This window comes from Ruegeria sp. CL7 (genome assembly GCF_056536445.1).
The window spans coordinates 61,073-78,099 of record NZ_JBQFPQ010000009.1; the positions used below are offsets into that span (position 1 = coordinate 61,073).

General features: G+C 59.7%; 20 protein-coding genes. 15 read left to right on the forward strand and 5 right to left on the reverse strand.

Going from position 1 to position 17,027, the window contains the following annotated elements:
- The first annotated feature begins 146 nt into the window (after positions 1-146).
- On the forward strand, positions 147-1,034 hold the full coding sequence (locus ACR0LI_RS17825) for a sulfotransferase domain-containing protein (RefSeq protein ID WP_480718960.1): 888 nt from the start codon (positions 147-149) through the stop codon (positions 1,032-1,034).
- On the opposite strand, the gene ACR0LI_RS17830 is transcribed toward ACR0LI_RS17825, so the two are convergent.
- Positions 1,031-1,555, reverse strand: a complete 525-nt coding sequence (locus ACR0LI_RS17830) for a hypothetical protein (RefSeq protein WP_171637622.1) — start codon at positions 1,553-1,555, stop codon at positions 1,031-1,033. The two genes, ACR0LI_RS17825 and ACR0LI_RS17830, sit on opposite strands and share 4 nt — an antisense overlap.
- Before the next feature lie 279 nt (positions 1,556-1,834).
- Between ACR0LI_RS17830 and ACR0LI_RS17835 the strand changes: the two genes are divergently transcribed.
- The gene (locus ACR0LI_RS17835) at positions 1,835-2,365 is read left to right on the forward strand and encodes a prolyl-tRNA synthetase associated domain-containing protein (protein ID WP_480718961.1); all 531 of its coding nucleotides are present in this window, start codon (positions 1,835-1,837) and stop codon (positions 2,363-2,365) included.
- Here ACR0LI_RS17835 and ACR0LI_RS17840 read toward each other — a convergent pair whose 3' ends face one another.
- Both ACR0LI_RS17840 and ACR0LI_RS17845 read right to left on the reverse strand, forming a co-directional pair.
- Entirely contained in the window at positions 2,366-3,103 is a 738-nt protein-coding gene (locus ACR0LI_RS17840) for an aspartate/glutamate racemase family protein (protein WP_480492346.1), read from the reverse strand.
- A 70-nt stretch (positions 3,104-3,173) separates the two neighbouring features.
- Complete coding sequence (locus ACR0LI_RS17845) at positions 3,174-3,755, reverse strand: FMN-dependent NADH-azoreductase (protein WP_480718962.1); 582 nt, start codon at positions 3,753-3,755, stop codon at positions 3,174-3,176.
- A 120-nt stretch (positions 3,756-3,875) separates the two neighbouring features.
- Here ACR0LI_RS17845 and ACR0LI_RS17850 point away from each other — a divergent pair, with 120 nt between their 5' ends.
- From ACR0LI_RS17850 to ACR0LI_RS17860, 3 genes are all read left to right on the forward strand, one after another.
- Positions 3,876-4,754, forward strand: coding sequence for a LysR family transcriptional regulator (locus ACR0LI_RS17850; RefSeq protein WP_152457042.1), 879 nt, complete (start codon positions 3,876-3,878; stop codon positions 4,752-4,754).
- Entirely contained in the window at positions 4,751-5,665 is a 915-nt protein-coding gene (locus ACR0LI_RS17855) for a DMT family transporter (RefSeq protein ID WP_210093788.1), read from the forward strand. The genes ACR0LI_RS17850 and ACR0LI_RS17855 overlap by 4 nt, the downstream gene beginning before the upstream one ends.
- Positions 5,666-5,791: 126 nt before the next feature.
- Complete coding sequence (locus ACR0LI_RS17860) at positions 5,792-6,205, forward strand: universal stress protein (protein WP_171637612.1); 414 nt, start codon at positions 5,792-5,794, stop codon at positions 6,203-6,205.
- Here the strand turns inward: ACR0LI_RS17860 and ACR0LI_RS17865 are convergent.
- Positions 6,202-6,537, reverse strand: a complete 336-nt coding sequence (locus ACR0LI_RS17865) for an ArsR/SmtB family transcription factor (protein ID WP_170344797.1) — start codon at positions 6,535-6,537, stop codon at positions 6,202-6,204. The two genes, ACR0LI_RS17860 and ACR0LI_RS17865, sit on opposite strands and share 4 nt — an antisense overlap.
- 231 nt (positions 6,538-6,768) lie before the next feature.
- Between ACR0LI_RS17865 and ACR0LI_RS17870 the strand changes: the two genes are divergently transcribed.
- From ACR0LI_RS17870 to ACR0LI_RS17895, 6 genes are all read left to right on the forward strand, one after another.
- Positions 6,769-7,101 (forward strand): AtpZ/AtpI family protein, encoded by a 333-nt coding sequence (locus ACR0LI_RS17870; protein ID WP_171637611.1) that lies wholly within the window; start codon positions 6,769-6,771, stop codon positions 7,099-7,101.
- 2 nt (positions 7,102-7,103) lie between these two features.
- Complete coding sequence (locus ACR0LI_RS17875; protein WP_171637610.1) at positions 7,104-7,862, forward strand: F0F1 ATP synthase subunit A; 759 nt, start codon at positions 7,104-7,106, stop codon at positions 7,860-7,862.
- 48 nt (positions 7,863-7,910) lie between these two features.
- Positions 7,911-8,135, forward strand: coding sequence for a F0F1 ATP synthase subunit C (locus ACR0LI_RS17880; protein WP_005981269.1), 225 nt, complete (start codon positions 7,911-7,913; stop codon positions 8,133-8,135).
- Between the two features lie 86 nt (positions 8,136-8,221).
- Complete coding sequence (locus ACR0LI_RS17885) at positions 8,222-8,773, forward strand: F0F1 ATP synthase subunit B' (RefSeq protein WP_171120301.1); 552 nt, start codon at positions 8,222-8,224, stop codon at positions 8,771-8,773.
- A 5-nt stretch (positions 8,774-8,778) separates the two neighbouring features.
- A complete protein-coding gene (locus ACR0LI_RS17890; RefSeq protein ID WP_152457049.1) occupies positions 8,779-9,339 on the forward strand; it encodes a F0F1 ATP synthase subunit B in 561 nt (186 codons plus the stop codon).
- 201 nt (positions 9,340-9,540) lie between these two features.
- The gene (locus ACR0LI_RS17895) at positions 9,541-10,374 is read left to right on the forward strand and encodes a hypothetical protein (RefSeq protein WP_480492351.1); all 834 of its coding nucleotides are present in this window, start codon (positions 9,541-9,543) and stop codon (positions 10,372-10,374) included.
- A gap of 42 nt (positions 10,375-10,416) precedes the next feature.
- Here ACR0LI_RS17895 and ACR0LI_RS17900 read toward each other — a convergent pair whose 3' ends face one another.
- Positions 10,417-11,187 (reverse strand): FadR/GntR family transcriptional regulator, encoded by a 771-nt coding sequence (locus ACR0LI_RS17900; protein ID WP_152457051.1) that lies wholly within the window; start codon positions 11,185-11,187, stop codon positions 10,417-10,419.
- A 150-nt stretch (positions 11,188-11,337) separates the two neighbouring features.
- On the opposite strand from ACR0LI_RS17900, the gene ACR0LI_RS17905 reads away from it, so the two are divergent.
- From ACR0LI_RS17905 to ACR0LI_RS17920, 4 genes are all read left to right on the forward strand, one after another.
- A complete protein-coding gene (locus ACR0LI_RS17905; protein ID WP_480718963.1) occupies positions 11,338-12,531 on the forward strand; it encodes an aminotransferase-like domain-containing protein in 1,194 nt (397 codons plus the stop codon).
- Positions 12,531-12,983, forward strand: coding sequence for a hypothetical protein (locus ACR0LI_RS17910; RefSeq protein ID WP_245218195.1), 453 nt, complete (start codon positions 12,531-12,533; stop codon positions 12,981-12,983). The genes ACR0LI_RS17905 and ACR0LI_RS17910 overlap by 1 nt, the downstream gene beginning before the upstream one ends.
- Positions 12,984-13,123: 140 nt before the next feature.
- The gene (locus tag ACR0LI_RS17915) at positions 13,124-16,579 is read left to right on the forward strand and encodes a chromosome segregation SMC family protein (protein WP_480718964.1); all 3,456 of its coding nucleotides are present in this window, start codon (positions 13,124-13,126) and stop codon (positions 16,577-16,579) included.
- Between the two features lie 53 nt (positions 16,580-16,632).
- Positions 16,633-16,983, forward strand: coding sequence for a hypothetical protein (locus ACR0LI_RS17920; RefSeq protein WP_171637600.1), 351 nt, complete (start codon positions 16,633-16,635; stop codon positions 16,981-16,983).
- The last annotated feature ends 44 nt before the right edge of the window (positions 16,984-17,027 follow it).

Below are 17,027 nucleotides of genomic sequence, written 5' to 3' on the forward strand. Positions count from 1 at the left end.
CCCTGAACGACTCAAGGGACCGGAAGATCGAAAGGCTTCCGGATGTTTGGCGATCATCTACGCCTCTGGGCCGTGTGAGTCAAGATAAGCTATGTGAGTGTCACATTGCGGGCTATTCTGCGTGATTGAAGCTGAGGGAGGAGGCGATGAAGAATGGTCTGCCGCGAAAGACGACCGACTATGTCGGCGAAGTGACCAACACCGATATATGGTCCGGATTCGAGATCCGGCCCAGCGACGTTTTTGTGTGCACACCGCCCAAATGCGGCACCACTTGGACGCAAACACTAGTGCGCATGCTCATCACCGAAACGGCCGACCCCAGTGTGTACGACAACAGGGTCTCACCGTGGCTTGATTGCAGTTTTCGCGATCGGGTGGCGCAGGCGGATGAACTGAGCGCGCAAAGCCATCGGCGCTGTATCAAGACACACACCCCGCTTGATGGCATCTTGTTCTCGCCAAAAGCGCAATATCTGGTTGTTCACCGCCACCCGGTTGACGTTCATTTTTCAATGCGCCGCCATGTCGAGAATATGAAGCATGACTGGCTTGATTACCTGTTCCCCGACGATCTGTCGGAAGCTTTCGACATGTTTTTGAACCGGCCCGCGTCGTCCAAGGGCACAGATGACCTGACCCTCAGATCGATCATTCATCACTTCCATTCCTTTTGGATGTATCGCGACCTGCCAAACATCCATTTTCTGCACTATGCCGAGCTCAGCCGGGATCTTCCGGGACAGGTCGCGCGGCTTGCACGGATCATGGACATCGAAATTAACCCGGATCTGGTCAAGGACATAGCCGGGGCCGGCAGTTTCGGATCGATGAAAAACAATGCCATACGTCTGGAGCAAACCCCCGGATTCACCAGCGGTTTTCACGACTTTGCGCAGTTCTTCTCTTCGGGCACAAGCAACAAGTGGGAAGGCATGCTGACCGAGCAGGACATGGCGCGATATGACTCCTGCATGTCCCGGCTGGTCTCAGCCGAAGAACGATTGTGGCTGGAACGCGGCCTGACCTCTTAGTTCGTCCCGACTGCGCGACGGTCTTGGCCGGGCTTAGATGGAAGCCAGTCATTCACCGCCTCGGCCAACCGGCGAGAGCCGGAGCCGCTGGAAAACGCTTCGACAATGGGATGGCGGCCCGCGCTCATGCCTTTCTCAAGAACAAGGACCGGGCGATACAGCGTCGAGGTGCCGTTTTTGCTTCGGGATGTCGTGCTTTCGATTTCTGCGTGGGACAGGTTGGACAGTTTGTGTTCAACCGCTTCGTAACCAAAAACCGATTGGCGGCGGATCAGGATACTGTCCTTGTTCCGATCCAGAATGATCTGAACCCGTCTTACGAAAACGCAAAACGCACCAAACCCAAGACCTCCTCCGCCAAGGGCGAAGATCAGGCCGAACCAGATGCCTTCGCCGCCCGTGCTCATCAGAAAAATACCGGGGCCGACAAAGGCCAGAATGAAAATGACCAGCGTGATACCGATGAACCAGGGCGTATTGGCGATGATCAGTTGGTTCGGGGTGTCTCGGGTCACTTTCATGGCGGTACGCTAGCACCGTTCCAACACCCTGTTCCAGTTTGTTTCATCACCGTCTTGCGTGAAATCAGGCTGAAACGCGCGGGGCAAGGACAGCACCGTCCTTGATCTCGGGCAGTGTGGTTGGCGGGGTCAAGGCCAGGTTCGGCACGCCAGACACTGACTGCGCCAGTGATGCGCGCGACCTTCATTCGGGCGGGCATCAACCGGGCAATTGTATGTCCCGCGCTTGAATTCCAAGCTTTGTTGCGCGATGAGCAATCCCAAAAAAGCGAGGGCTTCATGGACGCTTCATCCACCTATCAGGACACGTTGCCGCTGAGTTCGGACGCATTGCTGGCGCAGATGGAAGATTGGGGGCTGACCTATCGCCTGCATACCCATGTGCCATTGCGTACGGTCGAGGATGCAAAGGCGGTCGAAAACCAGTTCATGACACCCGGAGAGAACGCGCTGAGGGTCAAGAACCTGTATCTGCGCGACAAGAAAAAGCGCAACTTTCTGGTGACCTTGGAACAAAGTCGCGAGATTGATCTCAAGGCTTTGGGGGCCGAGTTGGGCATAGGCAACCTGTCCTTCGGCTCGGCGGACCGGCTGTTTCAGAATCTCGGCATACGCCCCGGCGCGGTCAGTCCGCTGGCGATGATCAACGGTGTTCAGAATGATGTCAGGTTCTTCATGGATGCGGCGGCACAGCAGGCCGAGGTGATTTACATGCACCCCCTTGTCAACGACCGCACCGTGGCCCTGACGCGGGCCGACATGATGGCCTTTTTCGAGCGCATCGGCTGCGCGGTCACGTGGTTGCCCTGATTACATCAGCGCCTCTTTCAATGCGGCGGCAACATGCGCGGCTGACGGGTTGACGAACAGATGCCCGTCAGCTTCGAACGCCGGATCGTCCAGGTGGTTCGGAAAAGCCAGTGGAAGCTCGGTACAGGCCAGCAGGATCGCGGTTCCGGGGCTGGCGTGCTTGTCGCAAAACGCCAGCAGACGAGCGCGGGCCGTGTCGGTTGCACCACCATAGAAATCACTGTCGATCATGGCCTGCATCTGGGAAATCTCGGGTTCGGGCAACCGTTCATTCGCGGTAATGCCTTCGGCGGCCAGTCGATCCGCATAGTTGGTGGCCTGCATCGTCACGGTTGTTCCCAGGACCAGAGCCCGTGATGCGCCGGTACCTGCCGTCGCCTCGGCGGTTGCGTCAAAGATGTTGAGGATCGGCATCGAGACACCCTGCCGTATCGCGTGAAGCCGCGCATGGGGGGTGTTGGACGCGATAATGCCAAAATCGCACCCGGCGCGTTCGAGAGTCAGCAGGGCGTCGCGGAACACCGCGTCAAAATCCGCCCAGCTTGCCTCATCACCGGCGACACCGCGCAGGGCGCGCGTTCTGGCCTGCGTAACGGATTCGATGGTCATCGGTGGGACTGGCAAAGGCGAACCATGGCCGCGTTCCGCGTGATAACGCCCGGCCCCTTCGGCAATCGCCCGGTAATAATCGACGGTCGAGGCCCAGCCCACACCGCCCAGAATGCCGATTTTCTTCATGTGGCCCATCCAGTCTGCCTGTTTGCTCGCATGCAGACTGGACGTTTCCACGCTCGTTGGCCAGAGGCGATCAGGCTGCAAGCTCCGCAACCGCCTTGTGGGCATTTTCCAGCGCCGCATCCGGGTTCACGGCCATCTGATCAGCGGCGATGACGTCGATGTCATGAATGCCGATGAAACCCAGAACGTGGCGCGCGTAATTGGTGGCGAAATCAGCTTCGGATCCGACGGGAACACCGCCCGATGCGATGGCCAGAATCGCACGTTTCCCTTCCAGCAGGCCTTTGGGGCCGTTTTCCGTGTAGGAAAAGGTCAGGCCCGCGCGCGCCACGAGGTCGACCCAGGCCTTGAATGCGGCTGGCACCGAAAAGTTGTAGATCGGCAGGCCGATGACGATGGTGTCGGCCTCTTGCAGTTCGGAAGCGAGTTCGTCCGACAGGGCCAGCCGGTCGCGCTGTAGATCGTCGCGCTGCTCGGCGGGGGTGAAACTGGCGGCGATCCAGTCTTCTGTCAGCAGGGGCAGGGGGGTGGCCAGATCGCGGCGGATGATACGGTCTGCGCCCAGTTGCTTGACCACACGGTCAGACAGATCGCGCGTGGTCGAGTTCACGCGGCGGGCGGATGAGTCGATGTGAAGGATCGTTTTGGTCATTGTTTTGGTCCTTTTGGTCAGGGGAATCTTGTCCTGCGCCCAATATGATTGTTGCGTTGATGAACAAAACTCGGATACATCAACAGTTATTGTTGGAAATTGCACAGTGACGACATTGCCATGGATAATTGGGATGAAGTGAGAACCGCCTATCAGGTGGCACGCATGGGGACGGTCAGCGGCGCGGCAGAGGTTCTGGGTGTTCACCACGCCACCGTGATCCGTCACATTGATGCGATCGAGGCGCGATTGGGTGTCAAACTGTTCCAGCGCCATGCCCGTGGGTATACGCCGACCGAAGCAGGCGACGATCTGTTGCGTGTGGCCCAGGCGACCGAAGATCAGTTCAACCAGCTTGTCGGCCGGATGAAGGGTCGCGGAGACGATGTCTCGGGTGAATTGGTCGTGACATCCCTGGGGTCTCTTGCCCCGTTGGTGGTGCCGACGCTCACCGCGTTTCAAAAGATGCATCCGGACCTGATCGTGCGATACCTGACGGGCGACCGGCTGTTCCGGTTGGAATACGGTGAGGCGCATGTGGCGATCCGCGCCGGATCGGCCCCTGATCAACCCGACAATGTCGTCCAGCCTTTCCGACAAGAGGAAGTTGGTCTTTATGCCAGCGCCTCGTACATCGAACGGTTCGGCAAGCCATCCGGAATCGAAGATTTTGCACGCCATCACTTCGTCAGTTCCGATGATGAGACCAGCCGCGCGCCGTTCACACGCTGGCTGCGCGCGACGGTACCCGCCGATCGCATCACCTTCCGCTGTACCAACAACTTCTGCATGCGCGAGGCCGTTCTGGCCGGTGCCGGCATCGGCTTCATGGCTCGTTGGGAGGCTGCCCGCCACGACAATCTGGTCGAGGTGATTGATCCGCTGCCGGAATGGTTCGGCAATCTGTGGCTGGTGACCCACGTGGATTTGCACCGCACCACCAAGGTACAGGCCTTTCTGAGCTTTCTGAAAGAAGAAGCCAAAGGCTGGCAGCCATGAGCCCGCAGATGCGTGGCCATCTGGCCATGCTTGCCTTTTCAGCCCTTGTGGCAGGCAGCTTTTCGCTGGGGTCCATGATCGCCAACGAAATCGCGCCAGCCGCCCTGAATGCGGTTCGCTTTGCGATTGCCGCTGCCGTGATTGGTTTGGCCGCCTTGGCGACAACCGGCCTGCCGCGCAGCGCCGCGCAGGCCCCTTGGCGCTATCTGGTGCTCGGGGCTTTGTTCGCCACCTATTTCGTCCTGATGTTCTATGGGTTGCGAACCGCCCCACCTGTCAGTGCAGCGGCGGTGTTCACCCTGACACCAGTTGTCTCTGCCATGGCCGGTTGGGTCTTGTTGCGCCAGATCACGACTCCGCGCATGGCGCTGGCCCTGACCATTGGCGCCGTGGGGGCGCTTTGGGTGATTTTCCGGGCCGATTGGCAAATGTTCCGCGCCTTTGAAATCGGTGGCGGCGAAATCATCTATTTCTGGGGCTGCGTCGCCCATGCGATCTATACGCCCATGATACGCAAGCTGAACCGAGGAGAGCCCGCCGTGGTATTCACCTTCGGTACGCTGGTCGCCGGGTGTCTGTTGTTGGTCGTCTTCGGCTGGTCGGACCTGATGGCAACCGATTGGGCCGGGCTTCCGGCTATTGTCTGGATCGGTCTGTTCTATATTTCGTTATTTGCAACGGCAGCCAGCTTCGTGCTGGTGCAGTTTTCTTCTTTGCGGCTGCCGTCGGCCAAGGTCATGGCCTATACCTACCTGGTTCCCAGCTGGGTCATTCTGTGGGAGATTGCGCTGGGCAAAGGCGTGCCAACCGGTTTGATCCTGGGTGGTGTGGCGCTGACAATCATCGCCCTGCTGATGTTGTTGAAAGAGGAAGTCCCGCCCTCGGTGCCTGTTCGCCGCGCCGTGGAATAAGCCATGTCTTCGCTGGAAAAACCCGACAGATCCTAGATGCATTCCAGAGGTGGAATTTGTTGAGCCAGATCAAGGCGCCCCTGCGGGCTCTTCCATAACCTCTTTGGCAGGCAAATGGAGGAGATCATGTTCAAACATATCATGTTGCCGGTTGACCGGCATCTACCGCCCGAAGTTCGCAAAGCAGCCGATGTTGCCGCGCAGGTTGCAAAATGGCAGGGCGCCAAAATCACTCTGGTCAGCGTTACCGGGGCCCATATGGGTGAATCCTCGGAAACCGAGGCCGAGATCGACAAGGAGTTGGCGGAGTTCACCGAACAGTTGGCCGCAGAAAGTGGATCAGACGTTTCCATGCGCAAAATCCACTCGGTCGACGTTGCCGCAGAGGTGGACAGCGATCTGAACCGCGCGGCCGAGGAGATTGGCGCAGATCTGGTCATTGTCGGCACCCACGCGCCCCGGATCACCGACTATATTTTTTCCAGCCACGCCGGTTATCTGGCGAAACACGCCAGCATGTCTGTTTTTGTGGTGCGCTAGGCCTCGCCCGACTTTGGCAGTTCAGCTTCCAGAAACCGTTCGAACGCGTCCAGATTGACGGGCTCGAATTGTCCGAACCCCTGCATCCAGACCGAAGCGGCGCGCAAGGCGTCGGGTTCCAGCTTGCACCATTTTACCCGCCCGCGTTTTTCCTGACTGATCAGACCGGCCTTGGTCAGTATGACCAGGTGTTTGGAAATCGCCGCCAGCGACATCTCGAACGGTTCGGCCACATCCGTCACCGCCATGTCATCCTCCAGCAGCATCGCCAGAATGGCGCGGCGGGTGGGGTCGGCGAGGGCTGCAAAGACGGTGTCGAGATCGTTGGACATGCGTCCGCTCAACCATAGCTGCCGGGATTGGTCAACCATTTGGTTGAATATGTGGATTCAGGGCCTTGGCGGCGCAATGGTGGCCCTCGAAACCAATGACACGCCCTGTGGGTTCTGAAAATCATAAAATTTTCAATGCTTTAGGCTGCGTCAATGAGGGCATTCAAGGTCGTTGACTCTGGGCGCTTCGCGCCTTAGCACCATGCCCAAGATTGTACGAGGGAAACGCCCGTGACCGATGATGACCAAAAGCAGCGTATGGCGCAGCTTGAGGCCAAGATCGAAGCGGCGAAAAAGGCCAAAGCGCCAAAGCCTCGTGCGGATGCTGACGTGTCCGGGGGCGAGCTTGCCTGGCGGATGGTCATCGAAATGGTATCCGGTCTGGGGATCGGATTTGGCATCGGATACGGGCTGGACAGCCTGCTCGGGACGATCCCGATCTTTCTGGTGCTGTTTACATTGCTGGGCCTTGTCGCGGGCGTGAAGGTTATGCTCCGCAGCGCGAAAGAGGCTCAAGAGAAACAAACGGCGGCAACGGCTGCCGAGAAGGACGAGAGGGACTGAACGTGGCAACCGAGACCACCGCAGCAGAAGGCAGCAGCCTGGTATTCCACCCGATGGATCAGTTCATCGTCAAGCCGCTGTTCGGCGACGGTGCAGTAGGCATGTTCACGGTCACCAACGTGACCCTGTGGTTGTTCTTTGCGGTGCTGGCCATAATCGCTCTGCTGGTGCTGCCCACTTCGAAACGCGCCATCGTTCCGACCCGTATGCAGTCGGTGGCCGAGCTGGCCTATGGCTTCATCTACAAGATGCTGGAAGACATCTGCGGCAAGGAGGGCGTGAAATACTTCCCCTATGTCATGACTCTGTTCATGTTCATCGTCTGCGCAAACTTCCTGGGGCTGATCCCGACCTCGTTCACCACCACGTCGCATTTCGCCGTGACCATCCCGCTGGCGCTGGCTGTGTTCCTGACCGTGACCGTGCTGGGTTTCGTGAAGAACGGCGCCGCATTCCTGGGCCTGTTCTGGGTCTCCAGCGCGCCTCTGGCGCTGCGCCCGATCCTGGCGCTCATCGAGCTGATCTCGTACTTCGTACGCCCTGTCAGCCACTCCATCCGTCTTGCCGGTAACGTCATGGCAGGTCACGCGGTTATCAAGGTTTTCGCAGGCTTCGCCGCGATTGCCGTGATCTCGCCCGTGTCGGTTCTGGCGATCACCGCTATGTACGGTCTTGAGGTCCTGGTGGCCTTCATTCAGGCCTACGTATTCACCATTCTGACCTGTGTTTATCTGAAAGATGCGCTGCATCCGTCGCACTAAGGTCCGAACACCCAACATCAAAACTTCCAATTCGTAAGGAGATACATCATGGAAGGCGATCTCGCACACATCGGCGCAGGCCTGGCAGCAATCGGTTCCGGCGCAGCCGCAATCGGGGTGGGCAACGTAGCAGGCAACTTCCTGGCCGGCGCCCTGCGCAACCCTTCGGCGGCTGCTTCGCAGACCGCAACCCTCTTCATCGGTATCGCGTTCGCAGAAGCCCTGGGGATCTTCGCATTCCTGGTCTCGCTGCTGCTGATGTTCGCCGTATAATCTGCGGAACCTGATCCTTACGCGCAGGTGGGCCCAAGCCATAGCGGCCCACCTGTTGTAAAGACACGTTTCCGACGGAGGATATCATGGCGACTGAACCCCTTACAAAAGAGGTAGCTGGCTCGTGCGTCGACTCCTATGGCTCTGCCATCGGGATGCCACAGCTCTGCTTCGATTGGTTCCCCAACCAGATTTTCTGGCTGGTCATTACGCTGGTCGTCATCTTTCTGGTCCTGTCTCGCGTGGCTCTGCCCCGCATCGCGGCAATCCTGGCTGAACGTCAGGGGACCATTACAAATGACCTGGCTGCGGCCGAAGATCTGAAGGCCAAGGCGGTCGAGGCCGAAGAGGCCTATAACAAGGCGCTGGCCGATGCCCGTGCCGAAGCGCAGCGTATCGCTGCCGAAGCACGTGCGGAAATCCAGGCAGGTCTGGATGATGCGATTGCCAAGGCGGATGCGGAAATCGCTGCCAAGGCGGCTGAATCGGAAAAGGCAATCGCCGAAATCCGTGCCGGTGCGCTGGAAAGCATTCAAGTGGTTGCCAAGGATACGGCGGCTGAACTGGTCACCGCACTGGGCGGCGAGGCAGATGCCAAAGCCATCAACAGTGCAGTAGACGCACAGACGAAAGGATAAGTGACATGCGGAACACTCTTGCCCTTATCCTGACCGTTGGTGCCGCCAGCCCCGCGCTGGCTGCAAGCGGCCCGTTCTTCTCGCTTGGCAATACCGACTTTGTCGTCCTTCTGGGCTTCATCGTCTTCATCGCGGTCCTGTTCTATTTCAAGGTACCCGGTATGATCGGCGGTGCGCTGGACAAACGTGCCGAAGGCATCAAATCCGAACTGGACGAAGCCCGTGCTCTGCATGAAGAAGCCCGCAGTTTGCTGGCCTCGTACGAGCGCAAGCAGCGTGAAGTTCAGGGGCAGGCCGATGCGATTGTCGCGGCAGCGAAGGAAGACGCGGCCTTGGCAGCAGAACAGGCGAAAGCTGACTTGGAAAAGTCGATCGAACGTCGTCTGGCCGCAGCTCAGGACCAGATCGCTTCGGCCGAAGCGTCTGCACTGAAGGAAGTGCGTGATCAGGCCGTTTCGGTTGCGGTTTCGGCGGCCAGCTCGGTTCTGGCAAAGCAAATGACCGCAGCGCAGGCCAACAAGCTGATCGATGCATCGATTGCAGATGTGGATGCCAAGCTGCACTGACGGGTGACCCCGACAGACACGTGATACAGACGACCCGAGAGCTTTTGGCTGTCGGGTCTTTTGTTTTTGCCGTGCTTCTGTTTCTGTTGTTTGGAACACTCCGAATCCTACGACCTGCCGGGGATCAGGTTGATAGGAGCGCCCTGATGGGGGCGTGAAAACAACAGGGAAAGACAGGCGGTGTCAGGCAACGCAGTTTCGATGAATATTGTCGGCGTCGTCCGAAATGGCGGGTCGGCGCTGATCGACACGATCAACAGGATCGAAAACCTGTCTGCGCAGTTGCACCGGTTCACCGTCACCATTGCCACGAACGACAACACGGACGGTACGGATCAGGTGTTGTCCGACTATGCGGGGCAAAACAGGCATGTCGATATCCTGCGACTGGATGGTCTTGCGTCAGAATTGCCAAACCGGGTCGAGCGTATCACGGCGGCCAGAAATGCAGTTCTCAAAAAACTCGAGGATCAGGACAGGGATCTGGAGTTGACGCTGGTGTTGGATCTGGATGGTCCGAATACCTGCCTGGATGCTCAGGCGGTTCTGACAGCAGCACAGCGGGTCGCCCCGTTGTGGGAGGGCGTTTTCGCCAACCCCAAACCAGCATATGATGATATCTACGCCCTGCGTTGCTCCGGTTGGTGTGATGAGGACGTATGGCAACGCATTCAAAGCACGCGCAGGCCGCTGTTTGGGCGTCGCAAATGGCGCCGGTCTGTCATGAAGTCCGCTGTTTTTGACCGCCAGTTCCACATTCCTGCCGATACGCCCCTAATCCCGGTCGACAGCGCATTCGGCGGCGCCGGGTTGTACAAATCCCGCGCGCTGCGAGGGTTGCGCTATTCTTGCCGGGATGAAAAAGGCCAACAGGTGTGCGAACACGTTATGCTGCACAAACATCTGAGAGATCGCGGCGCAAGGCTGTTCATCGACCCGGCGCTGACGACACTGGCCGCTGAGGACCGTTTGGGAGAAGGCAGCGGCGCGCCGTTCCCCCGACATCTGCTGCCAGCCGCGTCGGGCGCTGCCTAGTCCCGGCCTTGCCCTGCCTAGTCTGCAAAATCGGGGCCGCGCTCAGCCCCGCCCGGTTTCGTGTTGCAGCCTTTGTTGCGCAATAGCTTCGTTTCGATCGGCCTTTTGCTGGTCCGCCATACAGCGTTCCACAAAATCCAAATGGCGTTCGATTGCATTTCGGGCGGCCAGGGGATCACGCTCTTGCAGCGCCGCATTGATGGCGCGGTGCTGGTCCAGGATAGCCTCGCGGGTGGCGCGCTGACGGAACATGGTCTGACGGTTGTAGAACACCCCCTGCACCAGAAGGTCATACATCGACCGCATCATGTGCAGCATCACCACATTGTGGCTGGCTTCGATGATGGCCATGTGGAATTCGGCGTCCAGCTGCGCCTCGTCATTCGCAGCGTTTCGGTTGTGGGCCGCCTGCATCTTGTCAAAGATCGCCTGAACGACCTTCAGGTCGCTGTCTGATCCCAGGCGCGCGGCTCGTTCCGCCGCCAGCCCTTCCATGTCACGGCGAAAGGACAGGTAATCGAATACAGCTTCTTCATGGCTGCCGAACAGACGGATCAGTGCCGGTGAAAAGGCAGAGCCCAGAACCTCGGCCACATAGATCCCGGATCCGGCTTTCGCAGTCAAAAGCCCCTGTTCCTGAAGGTCAGAAATTGCATCTCGCAGGGACGGGCGCGAAACGCCCATGCGTTCTGCCAACTCCCGCTCGGATGGCAGGCGCTCGCCGGGGCGCAGGATGCCTCGCAGTATCAAAAGCTCGATCTGGCGAACAACTGCGAGCGACAGCTTTTCCGTCTGAACTTTGTGAAATGGCATCTCATCTTCCGAAAGTGGTCAACTCATTTGACCATGGACGCCGGTACTGTTCAAGAATCCCCGGTCGCATCCGCTGATTAATTAGATCAGCAATATTGACCTTAATGGGGGAGAGCTTAGGCTGCACCGAATTGAGATCGGAGGAGCCTCATGTCCCAACACCCTTTGTTTGCCACCCGGGCCTCGCGAATGAAAGCGTCAGAGATCCGCGAATTGCTGAAGCTGCTCGACCAACCCGGCATCATTTCCTTTGCCGGTGGGATTCCTGATCCCGCATTGTTTCCCGCCGATGCGTTTGCACAGGCGTTTCAGCAGGCTCTGGGGCCGGATTTTCAAGCGCAGGCGCTGCAATATTCGGTCAGCGAAGGCTATGTCCCATTGCGGCAGTGGCTGGCGCATCACATGCGCGAAATCGGGGTGTCCTGTGACATCGACAACATCCTGATCACCTCGGGGTCGCAGCAGGCGCTGGACTATCTGGGCAAGCTGTTCCTGTCCCCCGGCGACACGGCCCTGGTCGGGTGGCCCACTTATCTGGGTGCGCTGGCGGCATTCAACGCCTACGAGCCGCGCTTTGACCGGCTCAATGGCAATCAGGGGGCCAAGGAATACAAGGCCGCAGCGGGCGAAGGCGCAGTGAAATTTGCCTATCTGTCGGCGGATTTTGCGAACCCGACAGGAGAAACCGTGGACTTGCAGGGCAGAGAGGCTTTGCTGGATCTGGCCGAGGAACTGGATTGCGCGTTGATAGAGGACGGAGCCTATCAGGCTCTGCGCTATGACGGGGACCCGATCCCACCCATACTGTCATTGGAGCAGGCCCGCAAAGGGTCAATCGAGGACTGTCGGACGATCTATTGCGGCAGTTTCTCGAAAACGCTGTCGCCGGGTTTGCGTATGGGATGGGTCGTTGCGTCCAAGCCAGTCATTTCCCAGATGGTGCTGCTGAAACAGGCAGCGGACCTTCATTCCGCGACCATCAACCAGATGGCCGTGCATCAGGTGGCGCAGGCCTGTTTCGACACCCATATTCCGAAAGTACGAAACGTCTATCGCGCCCGTCGTGATGTGATGCTGAACGCGATGGAACAGCATATGCCTGACGGGGTGAATTGGACACGTCCCGAAGGGGGGATGTTCATCTGGGTCACGTTGCCCGAGGGGATGGTTGGCTCTGACCTGCTGGCGCGTGCGCTGGACACCGTCAAAGTAGCATTTGTTCCGGGGCAGGCGTTCTTCCCGGATGGCAGCGGGGCAAACACGATCCGTCTCAGTTTTTCGAATTCTGACGAGGCGACAATCCGCGAAGGTATTCGCCGGCTGGGAGAGGTGCTGCGGGCCTGATGTTCGGAAAGGTTCTGTTAACCAAAATGCTGCAACTCTGCGGCATGATCCGGTTTCTCGCTCCGCTCCTGCTGGCCGCCTGCGCCGCCGGGACCCCGCATTTCCGCGACGTTCCCGCCACGCGCGTGGCTGTGAATGGCAGTGTGTTCGACGTGCGTGTGCGCGGCGACCTGGCCGAGGCTGTGCGGATCAACGCGCAATACGCCCCCCGGCTGGGCCCGGTCCGGGATCGCGCCGCTTTGGCGATGGCGCAGGTTTCGGGATGTCCGATCCTGGACGTGCTGGGGGACGCAGCCGTGACCGTTGGGGTTTTGGGGTGTGACCGCGATGCGGGTGAGCGGCTTTTGCTGACGGCCGTCTCGACCCCCAATTACGAATGCATCGACTTTGGTCTTTATGAAAACGTCGGTGGGGAAAACGGGTATCAGGTCTTTGAATGCACGCCGTATTGAGATGCGCGCGTTCTTGCGTATTTCGGCAAGATGTTGTGGATAACTCGGGCTGATATCCCATATCCTGCGCAACTCCGTTGACTCGGACCCCATCCCTTGCGCAGACTTCCAATGCACAGGAATCATGGGACACGCAGCCATTGCGTTTCAGCAAGCTCAAACTGACCGGCTTCAAAAGCTTTGTTGATCCGACCGATTTGATCATCGCGGACGGGTTGACCGGTGTGGTGGGCCCGAATGGTTGCGGCAAATCCAACCTTCTGGAAGCTTTGCGTTGGGTGATGGGCGAAAACCGCCCCAAATCCATGCGCGGTGGCGCGATGGAAGACGTGATCTTTGCCGGGGCCGCCACGCGACCCGCGCGCAACTTTGCCGAAGTTGTCCTGACCATGGACAACTCGGAACGTCTGGCACCGTCAGGGTTCAACGACAGCGATCAACTCGAAATCGTTCGCCGCATCACCCGCGATGTGGGCAGCGCCTACAAGACCAACGGCAAGGATGTGCGCGCGCGCGATGTGCAGATGTTGTTTGCGGATGCTTCGACCGGTGCGCATTCGCCCGCTTTGGTCGGGCAGAACCGCATTGCCGAACTGATCAACGCCAAGCCGCGTGCCCGTCGGCGCATTCTGGAAGAGGCCGCCGGGATCTCGGGCCTGTATCAGCGTCGCCATGAGGCCGAGCTCAAGCTGAAAGGCACCGAAGCCAACCTGACCCGCGTCGATGACGTGCTGGAGCAGTTGGGCGGACAACTGGCCCAGCTTGCGCGTCAGGCCCGTCAGGCGGCCCGCTATCGTGAAATTGGCGAACAGCTGCGTCAGGCCGAGGGGATGCTGCTTTATCGACGTTGGAAAGAGGCCGACATGGCCCGCCAGCAGGCCGAAGAAAAACTCCGTGAGCGGATCACCGAAGCCTCCCGTGCCGAGGCTGAAGCCCGCGCCGCCGCCGCAAAACGTGCCGAGATCGAGGAAACCCTGCCGCCGCTGCGCGAGGAGGAGGCCATTGCCGCCGCCGTGCTGCAACGCCAGCAGGTGCAGCGCGATCAATTGTCTGATCAGGAAACCCGCGCCCGTCAAACGATCGAGACGCTGACCAACCGGATTCAGCAGCTGGCCAACGATATCGAACGCGAAGCTGGATTGAACCGCGATGCGGGACAGATGATTGAACGGCTGGAATGGGAAGCGCGCGAATTGGCCAAGGCAGCAGAAGGTCACGATGAGAAAGTGGCCGAAGCGGCGGAAATCGCCCGCGAGGCAGCCTCGATCTTACAGGAACGCGAAGACCACCTGTCGCAGCAAACCGAGGATATGGCCCGTCTTGTCGCCCGGCACCAGTCCGCCCAGCGTCTGGTCGAAGACAGTCGCAAGACACTGGCCCGATCCGAGAGTGAAGAAGAAGAAGCCCGGAAAGCCGTGGACGAGGCCAAGACGGCCCTGATCCGCGCCAGCGAGGCGTTTGAAGACGCCCAATCGGGCGAAGAAGAAGCCCGTGAAGCGGTGGAAGCCGCCGAAGAGGCGCTTGCCGCGGCGGATGAACTGCGCAACGAAACGCAAGCGCGCGAAGCCGAGGCCCGGGCAAGACGGTCCGAGGCAGAAGGCGAGCTGGGCGCGATCCGGGCCGAAACCACGGCGCTGGCCAAGCTGGTGGAGCGCGACACGGCGGAAGGCGGTCAGGTGCTGGACCTGCTGCGCGTCGAACCCGGCTATGAAAAGGCTTTGGGTGCTGCTCTGGCCGACGATCTTCGCGCGCCGCTGGTCGAGGGTGACGGGCCATCTGGCTGGGTGCAGGTGGCTGGATATGACAGCGACCAGCCATTGCCTGAAGGGGCCGAGCCTCTGGCGCTTCATGTATCGGGCCCCGATCGTCTCAGCCGACGCATTGCGCAGATCGGGTTGGTGGATGCGGATCAGGGCGGACGGTTGCAGGCATCTCTGAAGCCTGGCCAGCGGCTCGTGTCCCGCTCGGGCGACCTTTGGCGCTGGGACGGGTTCCGTGCCTGGGCCGAAGACGCGCCAAGTGCTGCTGCTCTGCGGTTGGAGCAGCTCAACAGGCTGGAAGCACTGAAACAGGACCTTGCCCGTGCCGAAGCACAGGCTGACGGTGCCCGGGCCGCGCATGAGGCGCTGTCTCAGCAATTGGCGGACGTGACCGAAGCAGACCGGCGCGCGCGTGAGGCCCGCCGTGCTGCTGATCAGCGCATGGCCGAAACCGCGCGCGCACTGTCGCGGGCCGAGGCCGACCGCAATCTGGCCCAGGGCAAGCTGGAGACCCTGACCCTCGCCGTTGACCGCCACAAGGACGACGCCATGGCCGCCCGCGCGCAACTGCGCGAGGCCGAAGCGGCTTTGGCCGGTCTGGGTGATCTGGACAGTGCCCGCGCGCAGGTCGAAGACATCAAGCAGACGGTCGAGGCGGCGCGGATCACCATGCTGACCCACCGCTCGACCCATGACGAGCTGCGCCGTGAGGGGGACGCCCGCACGCGTCGCACCCAGGAGGTCGCAAAAGATCTCAGCGGGTGGCGCCACCGTTTGGAAACGGCTGAAAAGCGGATTTCCGAACTTGCCGAGCGCAAGGAAAGTTCGGAAGAAGAGCTGACGGAGGCCATGGCCGTGCCCGGCGAAATCGCCGAGGCGCGTGAGGAGTTGAACGAACAGATCGAAGCCGCCGAAGTACGGCGCGCCGAAGCCGCCGACAAATTGGCCGAAGCCGAGGCTATGCACCGTGAAATCGTTCTGGCCGAACGGGAGGCCGAGCGTCTGGCATCAGAAGCGCGCGAAAGCCGTGCCGCGGCCGAGGCGCGTTGTGACGCGGCCAAGGAAAGTGTTGTCGCGGCGGCCGAACGGATTGCCGAGGATCAGCAACTGACCCCAAACCAATTGCTGAACCAGCTGGACGTGAACCCCGACCAGATGCCAGCTGCGGACGTTCTGGAATCCGAAGTGAACCGTCACAAACGTCAGCGCGACGCGATGGGGGCCGTGAACCTGAGGGCCGAGGAAGACAGCAAGGAAGTTCAGGAAGAATTCGATACGCTCAGCAGCGAAAAAGCCGATCTGGAAGAGGCAATCAAGGCGCTGCGCAGCGGGATCGCTAGCCTCAACCGCGAAGGGCGCGAGCGGTTGCTGACTGCGTTTGAACAGGTGAATTCAAACTTTGCGATGCTGTTCAAGCATCTATTTGGGGGTGGCGAGGCCAATCTTGTGATGGTCGAAAGTGACGACCCGCTGGATGCGGGCCTTGAGATCATGTGCCAGCCGCCTGGCAAGAAACTGTCGACTCTCAGCCTGCTGTCGGGCGGAGAACAGACCCTGACGGCGACCGCGCTGATTTTCGGCGTCTTCCTTGCCAATCCAGCTCCGATCTGCGTGCTGGACGAGGTCGATGCGCCTCTAGATGATGCAAACGTGACGCGTTTCTGTGATCTGCTGGACGAGATGTGCCGCCAAACTGACACGCGGTTCCTGATCATCACTCACCATGCGGTGACGATGGCGCGCATGGATCGCCTGTTCGGTGTCACCATGCAGGAACAGGGCGTCAGCCAGCTGGTTTCGGTCGATCTGAAGAAGGCCGAACAGATGGTCGCCTGACCGCTCACTGCAAATTTATGACGATTGCGGCTTTATCGCGCTAACCTGAGCGCATGACGCGCTTTCTGATCCCCGCCCTCATCGCCGCCGGCCCTGTCTTTGCAGCCGACTGGCCCGTCAAAACCGGGGATACGCCCCTTACAGCCGCAGAGCTTGATGCTTTGGCGGGGCAGACGCTGACCTTTTTCGACGACGGACAGGCCAAATTCTCGGCCGGGGGCGCCTATTCCTATACATATGCAAGCGGAGATTCTGCCTTTGGAACTTACGCGATTGCCGATGATGGCAGCGTGTGCATCGCTTACCGCAATGGGTTCAGCCGATGCGATTTGTACGTACGCAACGGGGACAGGTTGATCCTGATTGACGAAAAAGGCGATCGGTATCCGGTGCGTAGTAAGTGAAATTGATCTGAGATTCTTGCAGTTTCTGCACATTTGATAGGGGA

Bases quoted from the DNA above. Each gene is read 5' to 3' on its own strand.
- ACR0LI_RS17825 (WP_480718960.1), top strand. From the start codon at position 147: ATGAAGAATGGTCTGCCGCGAAAGACGACCGACTATGTCGGCGAAGTG.
- ACR0LI_RS17830 (WP_171637622.1), bottom strand. From the start codon at position 1,555: ATGAAAGTGACCCGAGACACCCCGAACCAACTGATCATCGCCAATACG.
- ACR0LI_RS17835 (WP_480718961.1), top strand. From the start codon at position 1,835: ATGGACGCTTCATCCACCTATCAGGACACGTTGCCGCTGAGTTCGGAC.
- ACR0LI_RS17840 (WP_480492346.1), bottom strand. From the start codon at position 3,103: ATGAAGAAAATCGGCATTCTGGGCGGTGTGGGCTGGGCCTCGACCGTC.
- ACR0LI_RS17845 (WP_480718962.1), bottom strand. From the start codon at position 3,755: ATGACCAAAACGATCCTTCACATCGACTCATCCGCCCGCCGCGTGAAC.
- ACR0LI_RS17850 (WP_152457042.1), top strand. From the start codon at position 3,876: ATGGATAATTGGGATGAAGTGAGAACCGCCTATCAGGTGGCACGCATG.
- ACR0LI_RS17855 (WP_210093788.1), top strand. From the start codon at position 4,751: ATGAGCCCGCAGATGCGTGGCCATCTGGCCATGCTTGCCTTTTCAGCC.
- ACR0LI_RS17860 (WP_171637612.1), top strand. From the start codon at position 5,792: ATGTTCAAACATATCATGTTGCCGGTTGACCGGCATCTACCGCCCGAA.
- ACR0LI_RS17865 (WP_170344797.1), bottom strand. From the start codon at position 6,537: ATGTCCAACGATCTCGACACCGTCTTTGCAGCCCTCGCCGACCCCACC.
- ACR0LI_RS17880 (WP_005981269.1), top strand. From the start codon at position 7,911: ATGGAAGGCGATCTCGCACACATCGGCGCAGGCCTGGCAGCAATCGGT.
- ACR0LI_RS17885 (WP_171120301.1), top strand. From the start codon at position 8,222: ATGGCGACTGAACCCCTTACAAAAGAGGTAGCTGGCTCGTGCGTCGAC.
- ACR0LI_RS17890 (WP_152457049.1), top strand. From the start codon at position 8,779: ATGCGGAACACTCTTGCCCTTATCCTGACCGTTGGTGCCGCCAGCCCC.
- ACR0LI_RS17895 (WP_480492351.1), top strand. From the start codon at position 9,541: ATGAATATTGTCGGCGTCGTCCGAAATGGCGGGTCGGCGCTGATCGAC.
- ACR0LI_RS17900 (WP_152457051.1), bottom strand. From the start codon at position 11,187: ATGCCATTTCACAAAGTTCAGACGGAAAAGCTGTCGCTCGCAGTTGTT.
- ACR0LI_RS17905 (WP_480718963.1), top strand. From the start codon at position 11,338: ATGTCCCAACACCCTTTGTTTGCCACCCGGGCCTCGCGAATGAAAGCG.
- ACR0LI_RS17910 (WP_245218195.1), top strand. From the start codon at position 12,531: ATGTTCGGAAAGGTTCTGTTAACCAAAATGCTGCAACTCTGCGGCATG.
- ACR0LI_RS17920 (WP_171637600.1), top strand. From the start codon at position 16,633: ATGACGCGCTTTCTGATCCCCGCCCTCATCGCCGCCGGCCCTGTCTTT.